Here is a 16,967-nt window from a genome sequence, read left to right as displayed (position 1 = left end):
GGATTATAAACCTTTCCTCTGAAAATTATATTTTCTTTCTACAACACATATTTTCATATGAAAGCTTTCATACCATTGTTCGCGGCCTCTTTTTCTTGCTGCTGTATGTGCTGCATTTTCTCTCCAATGTTTAATTGCCTCAAGTGACTCCCAATATGAAATTGTAATGCCTAATCCTGATGCATCTCGTACGCTTTCAACATCTATAAATCCTGGTTGCTGTTTAGCGAGCTTTTCCATTTCTTCTGCCACATCGTTATAATCAGTGGTATCTTTTGAAAGCTGAGAAGTGAATATCACTGCGTAATAGGGCTTACTATATTGTTTAGAGTTGTTCATACAATCCCTCCAAGTATATGTATGAATGGTATTTTATCATAAAATTTTTGAAAATTCATGAAATAAATCCTGGTAATCAAAGTTCTACTTTATGAAATAATCTTAAAAACTGTATTTTGAATGTGAAATTTCACAATTTCATAAATAAACAGAGGCTTTGTCTGAAATTAGAAAAAATGATATTAATATAATAAAAAAGTAGATTTATGGTAGAAATATACCAGATAAGTATATATAATTAATTTGATTTAATAATAATTATAAAGTGAAGGTAGTTTACTTTATAATTGATAGTTAGCTTTTATTGTTCGTTAATACGGGATAAATAAGAAGGTGGTTTTGTGAAGAATACAGAAGATAGAAAAAGAAAGCTATTAAAAGGGTTTGGTATAGTAACAACAGATGAAAATGGTAAGGCAATTTCAGATCAATTGCTAATCGGTTACTATACATTGAAAGAAATTCAAGCGCCAGAAGGATATATGCTTTTAAGAGACCCTATTGAAGTTCATTTAACATCAATAACATCCATACAAAAAATAAGAGTGAATGGGTGATTCCTGCAACCGGGAGTATAGGGACAACAATCTTCTATCTCATTGGCGGCATATTGATGCTACTTACTGTTTTTTTGTTTTTCAAAAAAAGAAACGATAACTGATAGATTTTAGAGTGTAAAAATAATAAAGGAGTATTTTTTTATTTTGAAAATTGATTAGGTTTTATCCTCCTACTATTGGCGGGCAAGTAATAAAACAAAAATAAAAAAATCCCACTTCAAATGAAATTGAAGTGGGATTTCTTATATTTCCTCTAGGCTATTAACTGGAACTGTTAATTCACGATCAGGGTTCGTTGCATCGTATATGCGTGCGGTCTCATTGTTTTCATCAACATGCTGGATCATAACGGGCATACCTTGAAAACTGACATGTGCTTGTTCTGATGACTCGGAAATTTCTTTTGCGCGTTGAACGTTCATCTTTACATTCCTCCCATCTTTATTATTTTTGCTTGAAGGGAGGAGTAATATACCAGTTTGGTGTAGATTTAAAATTTTTGTATTATTTGTAATGTTTCTTTAATAAAAGTGGTAAACGTTGAATCAGGGAATTCTTGTATAGCATGAAAGGCTTCCGTTGCCTCATGAAGCGCTTGTTGTTTATTTTGTAGTTGCATATAGCAAAGGGCACGATAAGCACCTCCAGTTATAATCCATGCTTGATCTAGCGGGTGAAACATATAATCTGGGATTGTTGCTTGTTGTAATTCTTCTAACGCTTCTTTATATTGTCCAAGGCCATATAAGGCTTTTCCCTTTTCAAGGTAATAAAGTCCATCTTCTTTAAAATTGGGTTCGTTTTGAAGCTTTTCTCTAAATACCTTTAGGTGTTGTAAGGCTAAAGTATACTCTTTTGTTATTGTATTATAGTAATAAGTTTTTAATATATCTATGTTAGCAGCGGCTAAGGTATCCTCTATAAAAACAGCGAATTGCTCTGATTTTTCTACATAGTATAAATATTTTTTCTTATCAGCCACTATTACTTTTTGATAAGAGAGAATTCGATAAAATTCGTCCGTTTTATAATACACTTGATGTTTTTTTGAAAATTCCAGTGCTTGTAAGATAATATTTTCGCATTCTTCATAATTACCATAGGCGAGTAAAATAATTGCTTCGCTTAAGAAAAGTTCTATTTGTATAATAAGATCCATTTCCAATTGCTTTGTTTCGTAGTCTTTTTGAATAGATGAAATGAGTTGTAGGCATTTCTCATACTTTTTTTGGGCAAATAATACATGACAGAGCATTAAACTTGTTTGTGTACTTTCACGATAGAAGGTATATTTTTGAAAAATGAATATGGCTTTTTCTATATAGGAATGTACGTCATAATCTCTCATATGAATTGCAACCCTTACAAATTGTTTATATAAATGTGCTGTGCTTAAGGTTGGTGGTAGTTCTTCTTGAACGATAGGCAATAGCGTTTGATATACTTCTTCGAATTGGTGGGACTGTATAGCATGCTCCATTTTTTGAATGAGTTCTGTTATTTCCTCATTGTCTTCTTCCAATAAAAAACTTGCCTCACATCCAAGCTTACCAGCAAGATAATGTAATGTTTTCATGGAAGGTGTTGCTTTTCCATTTTCGATTTGACTTAGCATACTTTTCGTTAACTCTGTACCAGCTAATTCTGTCTGGGTAAGGTGCTTTTCTTTTCGCAAGGTCTTAATTTTTTCACCAAGAGTAGCCATGTGATTGCTCCTTTATCATAAAAAAAGTTAAATATAATTAAACCTTTTGTTGTAAAATTTTGAAAGTTGGTTATATAATGAGTTTAACACAATTAAACTTTTTAGGGGAGAGTGACATAATGGGGGACGTAAGTATAAGTCCAAATGATTCACGAATAAAAATTGCAGTGAGAAATATCTTTTTGATGATGATTGGGAAAACCACTTCTTTATTAGGCGCAGGGATTTATACGTTTGCGATGGGGTTATATGTACTAAAAACAACCGGATCAGGTATGGGATTTGCGATTACACTTATTTGCGGCTCAATTCCAAGAATGGTATTCGGGCCAGTTGCAGGGGCTATGGCAGACAAAGTAAACAGACGTTGGCTTGTTATTGGTGCAGACTTACTAAGTAGTCTTATCATGTTAACGATGTTCTTACTTTCTACTTTATTTGGCATGTCACTTCTATTCATCTATGTATCTGCAGCACTGTTATCGATATGTGCAAGTTTCTACTCTATTTCTTTTACAGCTTCTATTCCAACTTTAGTTGACAGTACGCGTATTCAACAAGCTAGTTCTTTAAATCAAACAGCGACATCACTTTCCAATATTTTAGCACCAATGATTGGTGGAATGGTGTATGGCTTTTTTTCAATGGAATTCTTTTTTCTTTTAAATGGTATTACATTTTTCTTAGCGGTAATCCTACAGTTATTTATTGTATTTGATTTGTATAAAGTACAATCAGAACAGAAGAAAGATCATTTTTTATCGAGTATAAAAGAAGGGTTCTTATATGTGAAAAGACAGCATGATATGTATAGGGTATTAAAAGTTTTTGTTTGGATTAACTTCTTTGGTAGTGCATTTTTTGTTGCACTTCCGTATATTATCGTTCAAAACTTACATTTATTATCTCAGCAACTTGGTGTTGTGGAAGGGGCGTCGGCAGTAGGAATGTTAGTCGCGTCAATTATTTTATCTGTTCGTAAGGAAATGAATAATCCGTTTCGCTCGGTTCGGATTAGTTTATCTGTATTAGCAGGTTTGTATTTATGTACTACGTTTCCGTTATTAGTTACAATTCCTGGGACGGTAAGCTTTATGTACTATATACTTGTTACGTTTCTTTGTGGAATGACGAGTATTTCAATTAATATACCTCTTCAAGTATATATTCAAAAAACAACTGACCCAAGGTATTTAGGGCGTGTTTTTGGGCTCATTGAAACAATTGCTACGGGAATTATACCTCTTGGATTTATTTTGTATGGCTTTTTATTGGATATGATTCCAACTAGTACAGTAATAATCATTTCGGCTGTTGGAATGTTTATTGTAGTCTTATTAGGGATGAAACAAATGGATGTGCAAAAACAAGTGGATGTATCAGCATAGATGTAGAATGCATTTCTAGAAAAAACTTCATTTCGAAGGAAATGAAGTTTTTTCTTTTTTTGAAAGTGTTTTTTAGTTATGGTACATTTAATGAAGAAACCCAAGTGGAATAGCGAGAGAGGGAGATATGCAACATGAAATACAAAATATTTGCTGTGCTATGTGTACTGCTTATGATGGTTGGGTGTAGCAGTAACTATGATACTCAAATTGAAACAGGTATGACGGCATTAAAAGATAAAAAATATAGTGATGCAATTATGTGGTTTGAAACAGCAGAAAAAGAAAAATCTACGGACGAAGCAAAAACATCTAAAGAAGTTGCGAAGTTGATGGATCATGGTGCGTCAGCATTAAAAGGTGGTAAATACCTAGAAGCTAAAGATGACGCAAATCAAGTATTGCAAAAGAAAAAGGATGCCACCCTGGAGAAGGCTGTAAAATCAAATGCTGAAGACATGTTACAGCAGGCAACGGATATTGAAGAAAAAGTAAAAGCGAGAGTAGCGAAGCAAAAGAAGGTTGATGAAGAAGGCATTGATAAAGTAATTAAAGCTGTAGATAGCGTTGATGAAGCAAGAGAAAAGCAGAAAAAAGTTGGAGAAGTACTGGATAAAGCAGAACAAGCAAAGGAAAAAATAGACGCGAAGAAAAATCAATAGAATTATATTTTGAGAATGGTTTGTTAGGCTGTCGTTTTGGACGACAGCTTTTTTTGTGTTTTGGAAGAAGTATTCATCTTGCTATTTGCGGGTAAGTAAGATCCCCATGTCCCATGTTCTTTAAAATGAATATTAATTGATACCCCCACTTTAATGTATATAGATGGAACTTTCTCTTTTTGAACAATTTTTAACAAATTACAATATTTATTAAAAAATAAATAGTATTTGGTATGATTAAAGTGCCAGAAAAGTTTTCTGAAAATCATAAGGGGGTTATGAAATGGGAAAATTAGATGGAAAAGTCGCTTTTGTTACTGGGGCTGCAATGGGAAATGGTGCTGGGATTGCTCACGTATTTGCGGAATTTGGCGCAAAAGTATTACTTGTTGATATTTCTGAAAATGTTCATGAAACAGCAAAAGAAATTGTTAGTAAGGGGCTTGAAGCAGCAAGTTACGAAGTGGATGTAACTGATTTTGCTGCTGTAAAAGAAATTGCAAAAGATGCATATGAGAAATATGGAAAGATTGATATATTAGTGAATAACGCAGGAGTTATTCGTCTTGATAATTTTTTAGATATGTCAGATGAAATACGTGATTTTCAATTTCAAGTAAATATTAATGGTGTATGGAACTTTTCAAAAGCAGTCCTACCGTATATGATTGAGGAGAATTATGGGAAGATTGTGAATATGTCTTCTGTGACAGGGACGTTAGTTGCAGATGAAAGGGAAACGGCTTATGGGACAACGAAGGCCGCTATTTGGGGATTTACAAAAGCATTAGCACGTGAAGTAGCTAAGCATCACATTACTGTAAATGCAATTTGTCCAGGCTATATTATGACGCCAATGGCAGAGCAAATTGCCAATGAATCTAATCCAAATGAACCGAATACTGTTATCGATGGAATTGCTTCAGGAGTTCTACTCGGACGTTTAGGGAAAATTGAAGAGGTAGGACAATTAGCAGGTTTTCTTGCATCTGATGAATCAAGCTACATAACAGGTACACACATTGTAATTGATGGTGGAAGTACGTTGCCGGAAACCGTTTCTGTTGGTGTAGAATAATATTTACATAGAGGAAAAATCTTAACGGATAGAAGGTTTCTCCTCTATCTATACGTTCAAAAAGTACTTTTTTGTATAATTAGAAAAATTAATTTTGTTACAATAACTTGAATTTCCGACATTTCATAAGAAAAAGGATTATAATGAAGTCATAACCTATTACAAGGAAGTGTAACTATGAGTACTGTAGCTATCGTGTATGGTATTATTCTTTCTACTATTATTGCTTTATTTGTTGTTGGGGTATCACGTTATATCCATAAATGGAAAGAAGGGATTGCAAAGTTAAATCATATTGAAGAAGAGCTTGGTGATTTAATGTTACATCACGGTAAGTAAAGAGGTTTATTTTTTAGTTAGATAATGTGAAGAACATCACAAAACATGCTAGCGTTAGGGAGCATGTTTTTTTGTTATCCCGCATTAACGGGCAGTAATACTCCCACCTCAAAGGTCAGCAAAAGCAAAGAAGTTAGGTGGGAGATAAACTGCCCGTAAAAGCCCGATTCGTTCAACTAATAATCAGTGGGGGATGAAGAAAAACCCCCACTGATTAAAGTTTCACTTTATGCAAAAAATAATGGGAACGACATAGTAAATATGCACAGTAGTTTCGTGTTTTCCATAGGATATACAATGTTAAGTACGGAATATTTGGAGTGGAAAAGAGGGATAGAATGGGTAATTCAGGATATGTTCCAGATAATAAAAACTTAAAGAAAAGTTCAGGAACTCCAAATCTTTTTTTTGACTCACGAGAAAATGTGTTTTTTAAAAGAGATGATAAAAACGTAGCATATGAAGTAACTTCAACGCAGTTACCAGCCATGATTGGCGGAGCATTTGTCGATCTTTTTATGACGAAAGGACATATGAGAGAACCACATTGGCATCCAAATGCTTGGGAATTAGATGTTGTTGTTTCAGGAGAAGCAGTTACGTCTATCCTAAATCCAGAAACGAATCAGCTGCAAAATTATCATGCAAAAGCTGGGCAAACGGTCTTTATTCCAATGGGTTGGTGGCACTGGATTACGCCAGTAACAGATGAAGTACAGTTACATCTATTCTTTAATAATGATCAATTTGAAACAGCAGAAGGTTCAGATGTACTTAGAATGACGCCACCGGAAGTATTTCAAGTTGCTTACGGTGTTAATGCCGAAAATTTAGCTAAGGATCTTTCACCTATTAAGGGATCTGTTGTGATTGGGCCGCCAAACTCACAGCGTTCTACGGACGAACACAGTCATACGGATTCTGATATAGTAGTGTTACTAAATGGAGAGGTAACTTCGTGTGAAATAGAGTAGCTCTTATTCTTGAATAGGGGCTATTTTATTTGTATAGAATTGATAAACTACTAAAGTTTTTCTTTAAATAAAAACTTCTTTTATATTTGATATAATAGATATAGTGATAATTGGTATTTTATTAGGGGAGGCAATATAGTGAAGGTGTTAAAGGTTATAGGATGGAGTATTTTTATTATTATAGCGGTTATCATAGCATTTTTAGCAATCATGGAATATTACTATTCAAAAAAGGATCCAAATTATGTATTGAATTACATAAAAGAACATAAAAAAGATCAAACATGTTCATTAATGATTAGAAGAAATGGTGAGATTCTAGCTGCTGTGAATGAGAATAAAAAATTACCGTTAGCAAGTATGGCGAAAATAGTAGTAGCAGTGGAATTTGCAAAACAAGTTTCAGAGGAGAAGATAAATCCTGAAGAACAAATTCCATTACAAGATCTAGAAAAATATTATGTGCCAAAAACAGATGCTGGAGCACATCCTGCATGGTTAGAGGATGCAAAGGCAAGAAATACGGTACAAAATGAGAAGATTTCTTTAGAAGAAGTAGCGAGAGGTATGATTCATTTTAGTTCTAATGTAAATACAACTTACTTATTAGAGAAACTTGGAATTGAAAGAGTAAATGAAAGTTTAAAAGAGTTAGAGTTGGATAGTCATGATCTATTTTATCCATTTACATCTTCCTTATATATGAGAGGATATGTAGAAAAAGAACTTCATATACCTGAAGATCAATCATTAGAAGTGTTACGTAAAATGTCCATGGATGAATATAGAAAGCGCGCTTTGCAAATACATGAATGGATGAAAGATGAAGTAGAATGGAAAAAACACAATATACCATTAAAAATTGATATGGAATTTCAACGTATTTGGTCTGATAGACTAGTAAGTGCAACTGCAAAAGACTATATGAATTTAATAGGAAAAATAAATAATAGAAATGATTTTCCAAAGCCAATGCAAGATGAGATTGAACGGATTTTTAAAGGAACTGTTGGAGATAGTATATATGAATATGCAGGTGAAAAAGGTGGTTCCACAGCATTTGTAATAACAAAAAGCTTTTATGGAACAGATAAAAAAGGAAACCAGGTGGAAATTGTTTTTATGTCTAACGACTTAGATTCGATAGAGTTTAAAAAACTTGAAAATAATATAGATTATTTCATTCGAGATGTAGTAACGAGCGAAGAATTTAGAAAAAAGTTATAACAATATAATTTTATTATGTAAACAAAAGGTGCCTTTTCTATAGGCACCTTTTGTTATGCAATGAAAAATACTGAAAGGAATTACCCAATATCTAATCGAACTAATTGGATAGAAGCGTTAATTGCAGGAGCACCGATTACTGTAATAGGAACAATTGGTAAAGTATTTGTAGTTCCCACATTTCGCAGTGTAACGGCAGTACCACCAGGTATGTTAATTACTGCAGATCCTGATAATAATAAATTCCCAGTTGCATTTGTGGATTCTGTGTAAGAAGTGGTGGCTTGAGCAACACTGCCTACGGTAACAGCGTAGGTTGCTTCAGCTGGTGATGTAACTAACACTTTAAAAATAACCAAATAAGAACCTCCCACTGTAGGGTCTACAGTAGCAGCTGATGTACCTGGTGTGTAAAAAACACTTTTTAATGAGCCGTTTGAATCAAATATAATATTATCGCCAGGTGCGATTGATTGTGCAGTAGTACTATAAATAGTACTATAAATATGACCATAAGCTTCAGTAGTTGTATCAAATGTACCAGTAGGCCCAGTGCCACCAGTAGGTCCAGTGCCACCGGTAGGGCCCAGTGTCGCCGGTAGATCCAGTGCTCCCAGTAGGCCCAGTTGGAAGTGTAAAAGGAGGGCGAGATGGGAATGTTGGACCGAAATTAGAAGCATTTAGTTCATTTGACAGTTGAATTTTGCAGTCTTTTTTATTGAGAGACACTTTATCACTCCTAAAAAAATCATATTACAATTATAAACAGGAAGCATGAAAATAATGATTGTAGAAGTTATTTTGATTATTTGTTTGAAACCCTAGTTTTTTATGTTTTTATAAAGGAGAGAGGAATATTATGACTCAAATTTATTTTGTACGCCACGCCCATTCTACATATACACCAGAAGAAAGAGAACGTCCATTATCTGAAAAAGGACGGAATGATACATAAACCGTGACAGATTTATTAAAAGGGGAACAAATAGATCTTGTAATCTCTAGTCCATACAAACGAGCAATTCAAACTGTTCAAGGAGTTGCAAAGCAATTTGACTTACCAATACAAATTGAAGAAGACTTACGTGAGAGACTATTAAGTAAGGAATCAGTAATAGATTTTGAGGAAGCAATTATAAAAGTATGGGAGAATCCAACTTTTTCTTTTGAAGATGGGGAATCAAATTATATAGCACAACAGCGTGGTGTCATATGTATTAAAAATATATTAAAACAGTATGAAGGAAAAAACATTGTGATAGGAACGCATGGGAATATTATGGTGTTAATTATGAACTATTTTGATTCTAAATATAATTTTCACTTTTGGAAAGGACTTGAAATGCCTGATATGTACAAATTAACTTTTAAGAAAGAGCAACTAACTTCAGCTGTAAGAATAGCAGCAGAACGAATGACAAACAGGTCATCCGGTGAATAATTTGTAAAATTTTATCAAAAAAGCAGGAAAGTATAAAAGAAATAGAGAAGTATCCTTTTGAAACATAAAAAATTATGTGATAAAGGAGGCTGTTTACATGTTTGAGAAAGAGAAGAGGTTAGTAGATCATCTAGAAGGGTCTATTGATATTCAGAATGTATATGAAATTGCACCACTTGACGGAACCATTATTGGTATGGCAACGTTAGAAGAAATGGAAGTTGCAGCAGAACTAGAATTACAACACTATGCCTATTCTCGCTTGCTAGAAGCAAATATTCAGTTAGACGGCACCTCCTATAAAGATATACTTCAGGAATTTCAGGAGTATGAAAGAAAATCAATGGCATTTTGGCGCGCATTACATAAACGATTAGATGTACCATGGGCATGGGTACTCCGTGTTGATGTTGCGAACGGACCTATATATGTGAATAATGGAAACTCATATTATGATGTTGATGAAGACGAAGAGAATTATGAATAGATGAGAGAGGAAGCAGTGAAGACTGCTTCCTTTTTTTACTTAGTTGTTTAGTATACTTATTTAATTGTGGAAAGGCTTATGGTTTCTACTGTCATTTAAATCACCTTTTTGTAAGGAATGAATGGTATCAATTATGATATCTGGCCGGTCACTTTCAATTCCATGGCTAGCATTTGGTGCGAGAATATATTGGCTGTTTTTAGAAAGTAATCGTTGCTCTTGGATAAGTTCTTGCCACACTACTTCAAGCTTTGTTGCTTCTTCATGTGGCATGCCCCCTTGAATCATTTGCTGTATAGAATAATTTGGATCTCTACCAATGATAATCAATGGAATTTCTAATGTTACTCCCAGTTGTTTCATTCTTTTTGCACAAACTTTCCACTCTGAAAGTTCAGAAGCGGTAGCTTTATATAATAAAGGTGAGGTAGAAAAATCTATATACTGATTCTGCTTATATAATGATAAATGACCATATTGATTTACGAATGTAGAGTGTAGTTCTGCATGAAGTGAGTCTGAATTCATATTGGCGTAATTCATATATTTTTGTAGCCACATATCATCTGAGTCTGTTTCATCAGAGATGGGTAGATCAAGGTCATCTAATCGATGTAAGTTCATAGAAGTAGAATCAAGTAGAATCACAGCTGCTAGTTGATTAGAATGCAACATAGCAAATTGCTGCGCGCATAATCCTCCATAAGAATGTCCAATTAAAATAATCGGTTGTCGAATAGCTAACACATGTAATAATTCGTGTAGCTCTTTTGTCGCTTGTAGTGTCGTACGCGCCTCGTTACCGAGCTCACTTTGTCCATAACCGGGGCGATGAAATAGAACAACTTTATAATTCAAAGCAAGCTTCTCTGCGATTGGCATCCAATCATAAAAAGAACAGCCCATTCCTGTTTGAATGACTATTGTTTGAGAACCAGTGCCCTTTATACAAACTTCTATTTTCTTTCCGAGTACTTCTACAAAATTGCTCATAGTAATCCTCCTCTAAGACTGAAATACTTTTTGACAAGCGAATGCGATACACCAAATCCCTATACCGAATAGCACTGATGTACTTAGCGAAAAAGAATTTTTTAATCCAATATAGACGATAAATAGTAGTAGTGCTGATGCAGGAAATCCATATAATACCCCTAAAGCAAATTGACTTAAGTCTTGTTTGTTGCCGCCTTCAACAGAAATCCAAAACAAGCTGAGTAAACTAATAAGCGGGAGGGCAGCTATGAAACCGCCAAGTGTACTATAATGTTTAGCAAATTCAGTTACGCCACCAATAATTAGGGCTGAGACAATCATTTTAACGAGGAAATGCATATTGCGCCTCCTTTGCTAATAACGAAAATGCTTTTTGAATTAATTGTTGCTCTTCTGTTGAAAGGTGAGCTTGTAATATATTCAGTTTTTCTTCATCTAATCGCGTATGTTTTGTTAAAGCTTGAATGCCTTCTGTAGTTAATGCTACATTGACGATGCGTTCATCTCTTTTATTTCTTTCTTTTATAATAAAGCCTTTTTGAATAAGACGTTTTACATGTTCAGATGAAGTATTATGAGACAAGTTTAATTCGGATGCAATTTTTCCAATTGTAGTAGCTTTTTCTCGTGAAATAATTTGCAAAAGCCGAATCGCTTGGTGAGAGAGATTGTCTTCATATTCATGTCGTAAGTGATAATAAATCGTTTCCCAACTCTTATTAATATTTTTCATATGGATGTACCTCCGTTTGAATTTTATATCTTATAATACGATATATTCGTTATATAAGATGTTAAATCCTTCTATTTCACACGAAAATTAGTGAAAAAGTTTATTTTTATTGAAATATCAGTTACTCTTAGTGTAAAGGCATACAAATAGCAAGAGAGAGGATGATAGAAGTGAATACATTTAAATGGATTAGTCATGAAAAGATGTATTTAGATCAAATACATGTTGAAAAATGTGGTCCTCTTTCAGTTGGCGTATATGGTGGAAATCAAGAGAGTGATGCGTATGAAAGAGGAGATGCAGTACTAGCTTGGTGGGATCCGCAACTAGAATTTGAATTTGTTATGATTTTCGATGCTCATCATAAAACGAAAAATATCCATTATATAATAGAAGCAATTTCTGAAAGGAAAGAGAAGTTAAAAGAATTATTCTCATATCCCATTCATCTAGCGTTTCATCATACACATATGTATTTATTAGCGTTGTTTACTGATGAATTATTTATTGAGAACTGTGAACAAGAGAATGAAGAACTTGGTTGTTTAATTTGTTTACGAAAAGGTGAGTTTTTATATTGGCTATCAGTTGGTGATTGTTTTGCTTATTTATTTCATCCTGAACGGGCAAAGAGCGGGAAAGGAAGACTAAATCAGCGAAAATACTATGAATGTATAGGAAGAAGAAATGTTTTTGCGGCTAATACTCCTTGCTTTACTTCAGGTGTTCGAGGCTTAGAAAGAGGAATGAATCACATTGTTATGGCAACGGACGGAATTTTAGATTGTGATAAGCAAACGTTTGAGGATGATCAATCTTTATTTAACGCATTACATGATGGAGAGTTCTTGCAAATAGAACCTGTATTAGCGAATGTACTTGAATGGAAAGGTAGGGACTGCGCTACTATTATTGGTTGGTCCATTGATACAGAAAATAGGAAACGTGCAAATTAATATACGTACAAAAGGAGATGAGAACATATATGTTCTCATCTCCTTTTGCTTTTAGTGAATATGAATGGGATAAGTTTTTAGCCATTCATTGACTTGTAGCATATATTCCATCGCACTTCTCGCCTCAAAATCATCAATTTCTTGATTTATTCTATCAGCAATTGCAAGCAATGTGGAATGATTGACGAGTGAGAAGATCGGATTGTTTTTATTGCTACACATATCGAGCGTTAAATTGCGGACTGCTTGTAAATAATGTGGGTCTTGTGAAGTTGGATAGGCACTTTTTCTTCGGTTTCGGACATCGTCAGGTAATGCCCCACGCAATGCTCTACGTAAAATTCCTTTTTCAATGTTATCAATGCTTTTTATATGAAAAGGTACATTCCATAAATATTCTACAAGACGGTAATCGCAAAATGGAACGCGGACTTCAAAGCCAACTGCCATGCTCATACGATCTTTTCGGTCGAGTAAGAAAGGAAGAAATCTTGTTAAAAATAAATAAAACATTTGGCGCTGTTTTGCTTCTTTTTTACTTTCCCCTTCAAGAATGGGGACTTCAAGTACAGCTTCCTGGAATCGTTTATTTATGTAATTCTCGGGATTGCACTGTTGTCTTACTTCATTTAATAATAGAAAGGATGTATTTTTCCAATTCGTTAGCCATGGAAATTGATTTACATATAAAAGTTCCTCTTGATGGAACCAAGGATATCCGCCAAATACTTCATCAGCGGATTCGCCAGATAGAGCGACAGTTGCGTCCTTTTTCATTTCGCGAAATAGTAAATAAAGTGAAGTTTCCATCTCACCAGCACTTGGTAAATCCTTTGCATGAAGCGGAACGAAGAAATGATTTGCTAATTCTTCTGCATTTACAATAATGTCGTGATGAGCTGTTCCCACATGTTCCGATACACGTTTTACCCAAGGAGCGTCCAAGCCAGTGCGAGCAAACGTTAGTTCAAAATCTTTGGCACTGTTGGCAAAATCAATTGAATATGTGTGTAAAGTCTTGTTGTTTCGCGCAAACTCTGTACCTGCTAGAGCTGTAATACCACTGGAGTCTAATCCTCCTGACAACATACAAACGAGGGGGACATCGGCAATTAATTGTCTTTTTACGGTATCCTGTAAAATGGAAAGAATATGTGAAGCCGTATTCTCAGGAGTATCTATGTGTTGTTTGCTTTCTAAGTCCCAATAGTTCTTTACTGTCTTTCTATCCCGAGTGAATGTTATATAATGCCCGGCACGTACTTCTTTAATATGCTTAAATACACCGCATCCTGGAGTTCGAAATGATCCTAGGCCAAATATTTCATTGATGCCATCTGTATCAATTTCAGCAGGGACAGATGGATGAGATAGTAGTGCTTTAATCTCAGATCCAAAAATAATACTGTTATTTCGTTCCGTATAAAAGAGTGGTTTTACACCTAAATGATCTCTAGCTAAAAAGAGCTGTTGTTTTTGATCATCCCATATTGCAAATGCAAAAATCCCGTTTAAATGTTGTACACAATCTTCCTGCCATTCTAAATAGGCGTGCAGTAATACCTCTGTGTCTGAATGTGTCTGAAATGTATGACCGCGCTTTTGTAATATTTCTCTCAGCTCACGAAAATTATAAATCTCCCCATTATATGTAATGGCGTAAATATAATCACCAGCTTGGAATGTTTTTGGCTGCGTCCCGCCTTGTGGATCAATTACAATTAATCGGCGATGTGCAAATGCTGCTCGTGGCGAAAACCAAAAACCTTCTGCATCAGGACCACGATGATCGATACTTTTCGCCATAGCTTTTAAAATTGTATGTTGATTTGAAAGATCTTCTTGCCAATCTACCCAACCTGTAATTCCACACATATACATCTCATCTCCTAAATTAAAATTGTAAAATAATGATAGATTAATTAAGTAAAATGTATAGCTAGGTAAAAGATAACTACATAAATAGTATACTATGTGAAATAAAATATAGACTTGAGAAAATTTTCTTCCGCATTAATATTTGTATGAGACAATTAGGGGAGAAAAAATGAAAATTGTACCATTGAATTGATTGTTCATTTTTAGATGGGAATTTCCCTTTATGAAATAAAAATGTTTGAAATATGAGAGAAAAATTTTTCTTGTACGTTATATAAAGTGTAAAAGCTTTTACGACAAAATAAGGGGAACTGTGAAATGAAATCAAATGAGAAAAATTTTATAAAAAGGCTGCAGCGGCAAAAAGAAGATGCGTTAGAGTTTATTGTCGATACATATTTGCCATTAATAAAGGGGATAACGCATAAGGTTCTTATTCCACTTAAAAACGATGGGCTTATAGAGGAATGTATCAATGATGTTTTTCTGTCAGTTTGGAATAATGCGAATAAGTTTCATGGGAATCCAGATGACTTTAAAAAATGGATTGCAGCGATTGCTAAGTTCAAAGCAATTGATTACTACAGAAAAGCAAATAAGAAAGTCGAGATTACTTCAGATGAAGTGGATTTAAATACAGGGAAATCGGCAGAAGATGAATTAATTGTAATGGAAGATAGAGATGAACTTATGAAGCTTATTCATGAATTAGAGCCTGTGGACCAAAAGATTTTTATCATGAAGTTTCTTCTAGGTTTAAAGACGGAAGAGATAGGAGAAAAATTAGATTTAACTCGGGCAGCAATAGATAATCGGATTTATAGGGGGAAAAAGAAATTACAAAAAAATGCTACGAATCTTAGTTTAGGAGGTAGTGTAATATGAAGGATGTTTATGAGTTATTAAATGATATTGAAATAGATGAAAAAGGATTTGAGGAAATAGAAGCCTCTGAGTTTGAAAAGGAAAAAGTGAAACGTAATTTGAAACAAGCTATCCATAAAAAGAAAAAGACAAGGAACTGGAAAAAGAGGATTGCTGTTGCATCCGTTTTAGTAGGGTTATCAGTCGCAACACTTGGGATAGGGTTTCCTACTTACGCTGGCAGTCTTCCGATAGTAGGGGATATTTTTCGATTTTTAGATAATGGTAGAACGGGTGTTTATGATAATGCACAAGTTAATACGGCTGGAAGAACTGGGCTTCATTATGAGTATAAGAAACATGCTACAGAAATAAATATGACAAAAGAAAGTAAAGGAATTAAAGTTACGATAAATGATGCGGTTTTTGATGGGAAAACAGTGTCTTTAACCTATTCTATAGAAAGTGACCAGGATTTAGGTGAAAATCCTAGTACTTTTGATTTTCTAAACATAAAAGGTGCGGAGGGGATATCCGGAAGGAATAAAATTTCCAAGGTTGATAAAGGAAAGTATGTAGGTTTAGTTACTGCAAGTAATATTACTAACAGTAAAGAAGATAAGGTAAATATTGAATGGGATATACGAAGTATAAGAACTCTAGAAAAGCAAGAAGAGATAAAAGGGAATTGGAACTTCGCTCTTACTCTAAAGGCGTCGAATAGTAAAGAACAATCGATTAGTGGGAGTTCAGAAAAAGATGGCGTAAAAGTAAATATGGAAAAAATCGCAGTGACACCTATGTCATTTATTCTTTACTACAATCAAGAAGTTTCTAAAGATACAAGGAAGGAATGGGATGATGCGGATGTTGAATTAGAAATTAAAGATGATTTAGGTAATCATTATGCAGGTGAAGGAAATGGAGGAACAAGTACGGCTGCAGAGCCATATAAAAGTCACTGGAGTACAACGTTCCAAAAGCTGAATGAAAATGCAACGAAACTGATTGTGACTCCGCATGTTAATTTGCGAATTCGCACACCTGAGAACTATGGCGGTGTAGAAATGAGTGGCGGAAAAGAGAAGAAGATTGAAGTGCCTAAACGAGAAGGGAAAAATAAAGATATTGTTTTAGATGATATCATTATTGATTTGAAGAAATAACAGATGTAAGGACTGTCTTATTTACGTAGGACAGTCCTGTTGTTTTTTTACATTATTAAACGATATGAGAAAGAAAAAGAAGTAGTCTTGTTTTTTGTTGAGAAAAAAGGAACTGGAGTTAGAAACAACGAAGAGTGTATGAGTAAAGGAATGAATCGTGATGTATGTGTGTAA

General features: G+C 34.2%; 19 protein-coding genes and 3 pseudogenes. 13 read left to right on the top strand and 9 right to left on the bottom strand.

Annotation, left to right across the window (positions count from 1 at the left end; all coding sequences use genetic code 11):
* Nucleotides 1-3: 3 nt before the first annotated feature.
* Nucleotides 4-339: an antibiotic biosynthesis monooxygenase family protein gene (locus tag AZF08_RS17365; RefSeq protein WP_033674055.1), complete on the bottom strand. Its 336-nt coding sequence runs from the start codon at nt 337-339 to the stop codon at nt 4-6.
* Nucleotides 340-731: 392 nt separating this feature from the next.
* On the opposite strand from AZF08_RS17365, the pseudogene AZF08_RS17360 reads away from it, so the two are divergent.
* Nucleotides 732-1,000 (top strand): annotated as a pseudogene (locus AZF08_RS17360) (SpaA isopeptide-forming pilin-related protein); the annotation flags it as partial.
* Nucleotides 1,001-1,141: 141 nt separating this feature from the next.
* Here AZF08_RS17360 and AZF08_RS17355 read toward each other — a convergent pair.
* Nucleotides 1,142-1,321: an H-type small acid-soluble spore protein gene (locus AZF08_RS17355; RefSeq protein ID WP_033674053.1), complete on the bottom strand. Its 180-nt coding sequence runs from the start codon at nt 1,319-1,321 to the stop codon at nt 1,142-1,144.
* A gap of 68 nt (nt 1,322-1,389) precedes the next feature.
* Entirely contained in the window at nt 1,390-2,604 is a 1,215-nt protein-coding gene (locus AZF08_RS17350; protein WP_033674052.1) for a helix-turn-helix transcriptional regulator, read from the bottom strand.
* A 119-nt stretch (nt 2,605-2,723) separates the two neighbouring features.
* Here AZF08_RS17350 and AZF08_RS17345 point away from each other — a divergent pair, with 119 nt between their 5' ends.
* From AZF08_RS17345 to AZF08_RS17320, 6 genes are all read left to right on the top strand, one after another.
* On the top strand, nt 2,724-3,992 hold the full coding sequence (locus AZF08_RS17345; RefSeq protein ID WP_033674051.1) for an MFS transporter: 1,269 nt from the start codon (nt 2,724-2,726) through the stop codon (nt 3,990-3,992).
* A 134-nt stretch (nt 3,993-4,126) separates the two neighbouring features.
* Entirely contained in the window at nt 4,127-4,654 is a 528-nt protein-coding gene (locus tag AZF08_RS17340; RefSeq protein WP_033674050.1) for a DUF4398 domain-containing protein, read from the top strand.
* 283 nt (nt 4,655-4,937) lie between these two features.
* The gene (gene ucpA / locus AZF08_RS17335; RefSeq protein WP_033674048.1) at nt 4,938-5,732 is read left to right on the top strand and encodes an SDR family oxidoreductase UcpA; all 795 of its coding nucleotides are present in this window, start codon (nt 4,938-4,940) and stop codon (nt 5,730-5,732) included.
* Nucleotides 5,733-5,909: 177 nt separating this feature from the next.
* The gene (locus AZF08_RS17330) at nt 5,910-6,071 is read left to right on the top strand and encodes a hypothetical protein (protein ID WP_033674047.1); all 162 of its coding nucleotides are present in this window, start codon (nt 5,910-5,912) and stop codon (nt 6,069-6,071) included.
* 338 nt (nt 6,072-6,409) lie between these two features.
* A complete protein-coding gene (locus tag AZF08_RS17325) occupies nt 6,410-7,045 on the top strand; it encodes a cupin domain-containing protein (RefSeq protein ID WP_033674046.1) in 636 nt (211 codons plus the stop codon).
* Nucleotides 7,046-7,183: 138 nt separating this feature from the next.
* Nucleotides 7,184-8,272 (top strand): serine hydrolase, encoded by a 1,089-nt coding sequence (locus tag AZF08_RS17320; protein ID WP_033674045.1) that lies wholly within the window; start codon nt 7,184-7,186, stop codon nt 8,270-8,272.
* Between the two features lie 80 nt (nt 8,273-8,352).
* Here the strand turns inward: AZF08_RS17320 and AZF08_RS30810 are convergent, their stop codons facing one another.
* Both AZF08_RS30810 and AZF08_RS32205 read right to left on the bottom strand, forming a co-directional pair.
* Nucleotides 8,353-8,952, bottom strand: coding sequence for a hypothetical protein (locus AZF08_RS30810; protein WP_033674044.1), 600 nt, complete (start codon nt 8,950-8,952; stop codon nt 8,353-8,355).
* Nucleotides 8,921-9,001: pseudogene (locus tag AZF08_RS32205) on the bottom strand (hypothetical protein); the annotation flags it as partial. The gene AZF08_RS30810 and the pseudogene AZF08_RS32205, both read right to left, overlap by 32 nt.
* Nucleotides 9,002-9,131: 130 nt before the next feature.
* Between AZF08_RS32205 and AZF08_RS17310 the strand changes: the two are divergent.
* Together AZF08_RS17310 and AZF08_RS17305 are read left to right on the top strand one after the other, a co-directional pair.
* Nucleotides 9,132-9,713 (top strand): annotated as a pseudogene (locus tag AZF08_RS17310) (histidine phosphatase family protein).
* Between the two features lie 97 nt (nt 9,714-9,810).
* Entirely contained in the window at nt 9,811-10,200 is a 390-nt protein-coding gene (locus AZF08_RS17305) for a hypothetical protein (protein WP_033674043.1), read from the top strand.
* A 60-nt stretch (nt 10,201-10,260) separates the two neighbouring features.
* Here the strand turns inward: AZF08_RS17305 and AZF08_RS17300 are convergent, their stop codons facing one another.
* Genes AZF08_RS17300 through AZF08_RS17290 form a run of 3 tightly spaced genes read right to left on the bottom strand, consistent with a single transcriptional unit; the run spans nt 10,261 to nt 11,929 of the window.
* A complete protein-coding gene (locus tag AZF08_RS17300; RefSeq protein WP_033674040.1) occupies nt 10,261-11,193 on the bottom strand; it encodes an alpha/beta hydrolase in 933 nt (310 codons plus the stop codon).
* Between the two features lie 12 nt (nt 11,194-11,205).
* A complete protein-coding gene (locus tag AZF08_RS17295) occupies nt 11,206-11,535 on the bottom strand; it encodes a DUF3147 family protein (RefSeq protein WP_033674039.1) in 330 nt (109 codons plus the stop codon).
* On the bottom strand, nt 11,519-11,929 hold the full coding sequence (locus AZF08_RS17290; protein ID WP_033674037.1) for a MarR family winged helix-turn-helix transcriptional regulator: 411 nt from the start codon (nt 11,927-11,929) through the stop codon (nt 11,519-11,521). Before AZF08_RS17290 ends, AZF08_RS17295 begins: the two co-directional genes overlap by 17 nt.
* Nucleotides 11,930-12,090: 161 nt before the next feature.
* On the opposite strand from AZF08_RS17290, the gene AZF08_RS17285 reads away from it, so the two are divergent.
* Nucleotides 12,091-12,885, top strand: coding sequence for a protein phosphatase 2C domain-containing protein (locus tag AZF08_RS17285; protein ID WP_033674036.1), 795 nt, complete (start codon nt 12,091-12,093; stop codon nt 12,883-12,885).
* Nucleotides 12,886-12,936: 51 nt separating this feature from the next.
* Here AZF08_RS17285 and asnB read toward each other — a convergent pair whose 3' ends face one another.
* Complete coding sequence (gene asnB / locus AZF08_RS17280; protein ID WP_033674034.1) at nt 12,937-14,760, bottom strand: asparagine synthase (glutamine-hydrolyzing); 1,824 nt, start codon at nt 14,758-14,760, stop codon at nt 12,937-12,939.
* Between the two features lie 321 nt (nt 14,761-15,081).
* Here asnB and AZF08_RS17275 point away from each other — a divergent pair, with 321 nt between their 5' ends.
* The 3 genes from AZF08_RS17275 to AZF08_RS31810 are packed head-to-tail and all read left to right on the top strand — an operon-like array spanning nt 15,082 to nt 16,967.
* Complete coding sequence (locus AZF08_RS17275) at nt 15,082-15,648, top strand: sigma-70 family RNA polymerase sigma factor (RefSeq protein WP_033674033.1); 567 nt, start codon at nt 15,082-15,084, stop codon at nt 15,646-15,648.
* Complete coding sequence (locus AZF08_RS17270; RefSeq protein ID WP_033674032.1) at nt 15,645-16,793, top strand: DUF4179 domain-containing protein; 1,149 nt, start codon at nt 15,645-15,647, stop codon at nt 16,791-16,793. Before AZF08_RS17275 ends, AZF08_RS17270 begins: the two co-directional genes overlap by 4 nt.
* Before the next feature lie 39 nt (nt 16,794-16,832).
* The gene (locus AZF08_RS31810) at nt 16,833-16,967 is read left to right on the top strand and encodes a hypothetical protein (RefSeq protein WP_265182900.1); all 135 of its coding nucleotides are present in this window, start codon (nt 16,833-16,835) and stop codon (nt 16,965-16,967) included.

Source organism: Bacillus gaemokensis (genome assembly GCF_001590835.1).
Classification (GTDB): Bacteria; Bacillota; Bacilli; order Bacillales; family Bacillaceae_G; genus Bacillus_A; species Bacillus_A gaemokensis.
The sequence above is the reverse complement of the archived record's forward strand: the minus strand, read 5'-3'. Positions and strand labels throughout refer to the sequence as shown.

Bases quoted from the DNA above. Each gene is read 5' to 3' on its own strand.
- AZF08_RS17365 (WP_033674055.1), bottom strand. From the start codon at position 339: ATGAACAACTCTAAACAATATAGTAAGCCCTATTACGCAGTGATATTC.
- AZF08_RS17355 (WP_033674053.1), bottom strand. From the start codon at position 1,321: ATGAACGTTCAACGCGCAAAAGAAATTTCCGAGTCATCAGAACAAGCA.
- AZF08_RS17350 (WP_033674052.1), bottom strand. From the start codon at position 2,604: ATGGCTACTCTTGGTGAAAAAATTAAGACCTTGCGAAAAGAAAAGCAC.
- AZF08_RS17345 (WP_033674051.1), top strand. From the start codon at position 2,724: ATGGGGGACGTAAGTATAAGTCCAAATGATTCACGAATAAAAATTGCA.
- AZF08_RS17340 (WP_033674050.1), top strand. From the start codon at position 4,127: ATGAAATACAAAATATTTGCTGTGCTATGTGTACTGCTTATGATGGTT.
- ucpA (WP_033674048.1), top strand. From the start codon at position 4,938: ATGGGAAAATTAGATGGAAAAGTCGCTTTTGTTACTGGGGCTGCAATG.
- AZF08_RS17330 (WP_033674047.1), top strand. From the start codon at position 5,910: ATGAGTACTGTAGCTATCGTGTATGGTATTATTCTTTCTACTATTATT.
- AZF08_RS17325 (WP_033674046.1), top strand. From the start codon at position 6,410: ATGGGTAATTCAGGATATGTTCCAGATAATAAAAACTTAAAGAAAAGT.
- AZF08_RS30810 (WP_033674044.1), bottom strand. From the start codon at position 8,952: ATGCTTCTAATTTCGGTCCAACATTCCCATCTCGCCCTCCTTTTACAC.
- AZF08_RS17305 (WP_033674043.1), top strand. From the start codon at position 9,811: ATGTTTGAGAAAGAGAAGAGGTTAGTAGATCATCTAGAAGGGTCTATT.
- AZF08_RS17300 (WP_033674040.1), bottom strand. From the start codon at position 11,193: ATGAGCAATTTTGTAGAAGTACTCGGAAAGAAAATAGAAGTTTGTATA.
- AZF08_RS17295 (WP_033674039.1), bottom strand. From the start codon at position 11,535: ATGCATTTCCTCGTTAAAATGATTGTCTCAGCCCTAATTATTGGTGGC.
- AZF08_RS17290 (WP_033674037.1), bottom strand. From the start codon at position 11,929: ATGAAAAATATTAATAAGAGTTGGGAAACGATTTATTATCACTTACGA.
- AZF08_RS17285 (WP_033674036.1), top strand. From the start codon at position 12,091: ATGATAGAAGTGAATACATTTAAATGGATTAGTCATGAAAAGATGTAT.
- asnB (WP_033674034.1), bottom strand. From the start codon at position 14,760: ATGTGTGGAATTACAGGTTGGGTAGATTGGCAAGAAGATCTTTCAAAT.
- AZF08_RS17275 (WP_033674033.1), top strand. From the start codon at position 15,082: ATGAAATCAAATGAGAAAAATTTTATAAAAAGGCTGCAGCGGCAAAAA.
- AZF08_RS17270 (WP_033674032.1), top strand. From the start codon at position 15,645: ATGAAGGATGTTTATGAGTTATTAAATGATATTGAAATAGATGAAAAA.